General features: G+C 40.1%; 2 protein-coding genes. Both read right to left on the bottom strand.

Annotated features, from left to right (window positions below; genetic code table 11):
• A partial coding sequence (locus L652_RS0102435; RefSeq protein WP_024603253.1) for a universal stress protein occupies positions 1-526 on the bottom strand: 526 nt, incomplete at its 3' end.
• A 10-nt stretch (positions 527-536) separates the two neighbouring features.
• The coding region (locus L652_RS0102440; protein ID WP_024596347.1) for a SulP family inorganic anion transporter at positions 537-1,824 on the bottom strand (1,288 nt) is incomplete at its 5' end.

The raw sequence follows: 1,824 nt of genomic DNA on the forward strand, positions 1-1,824 counted from the left end.
CTGTTTCGCGGCCGTCGTACGCAATCATAAATGATTTAGGCTGTTTAAATGTTTCAGGAATAAGCAAAATAGGTTGTGTTGCATTGCGCACTAAGGTTTCTATATGTGAGCCCAGCACCGCGAAGCTATTACTATGTCCAGCACCATTTTGGCCAATAACAATAAGGCGTGTATCGTCTTTTAAGTCTATAACGGTATCGAGCAAATCACCGTGGCGCTTAATTAGTTCAAAATTAGTAACACCTGCCGATTTAGCATGCTCACTTACTGAATTTAATAATTCGTCAGCCATTTTTAAACTTACTTTGCAGCGTTGTTCGTCAAGCTTAGTCATTTCATCAAGAAGTGTTGACTGTGCACCAAGCCCAATACTACCAGAGTAGTCGCCGATATTAGTTTGCTGCGTTTTTTCAATTGTATGCACAAAGCTAATTGGTTTATTTAGCTTTTTTGAAGCCCAAATAGCAGCATCGGTTACATTTTTAGTAATGGCTGAGCCATCTACATAGGTAATTATTTTAGTCATTGCATTCTCCTTAATGTCCGCCAAGTAGTTTTTCGACTTCTTCAGGGTTGTTATGCACACCAAATTTATCAATTACAGTTTCGGTTGCGCTATTCATACCAATAATACTAACCGTTGCGCCTTCACGCCTAAATTTAATAACCACCTTGTCGAGTGACGATACACCAGTTATATCCCAAAAATGTGCATGGGTTAAATCAATTACCACGTTAGAAACCGCATTTTTAAAATCGAACGATGCAATAAATTGCTCAGCTGAGGCAAAAAATACTTGGCCAACGACTTCATAGGTTATTTTATCGTTGCTTTCATCATGCTTGGTTTTAACCACCATAAAGCGACCAATTTTATTGGCAAAAAACAACGTAGCTAACAACACACCAACTAAAACGCCAATGGCTAGGTTATGCGTGGCAACAACCACAATAACGGTGGAAATCATCACTACATTTGATGAAAGCGGGTTCTTTTTTAAATCCTTAACAGATGTCCACGAAAACGTACCAATCGATACCATAATCATTACCGCAACTAAGGCTGCCATAGGAATTAACTGCAGCCATTCATCTAAAAACACCACCATGATGATTAAAAATGAGCCTGCAATAAAGGTAGAAAGCCTGCCGCGACCACCCGATTTAACATTAATAATTGATTGCCCAATCATAGCGCAACCCGCCATACCACCAAATAAGCCTGCGCCAATATTAGCAATACCTTGGCCCTTACATTCTTTATTACGATCGCTCGTTGTATCAGTTAAGTCATCAACAATAGTGGCGGTCATCATTGACTCAAGTAAGCCCACAACAGCAAGACCAATTGAATACGGTAAAACAATTTGCAGTGTTTCGAGTGTTAGGGGGACATCGGGCCATAAGAATATAGGTAGAGTGTCTGGTAGTTCGCCCATGTCGCCAACGGTTCTTATATCAAGACCCAAAAATATTGAAACCAGTGTAATAACAACAATACACACTAAAGGAGAGGGAAATATTTTGCCAATAGTTGGAATATACGGAAATAAGTAAATAATACCTAAGCCCGCTGCGGTCATCGCATAAACATGCCAAGTAACATTAGTCAGCTCAGGTAACTGCGCCATAAATATTAAAATCGCCAGCGCATTTACAAACCCTGTTACAACAGAGCGCGATACAAAGCGCATTAATTCACCGAGCTTTAAAAAGCCTGCAAATATTTGTAGTACACCAGTGAGTAAGGTAGCAACCAGTAAGTATTCCAAACCATGGTCTTTAACCAGCGTTACCATTAACAGTGCCATTGCACCGGTAGCC

It is taken from the genome of Pseudoalteromonas sp. TB25 (genome assembly GCF_000497995.1).
GTDB classification, from domain to species: Bacteria; Pseudomonadota; Gammaproteobacteria; order Enterobacterales; family Alteromonadaceae; genus Pseudoalteromonas; species Pseudoalteromonas distincta.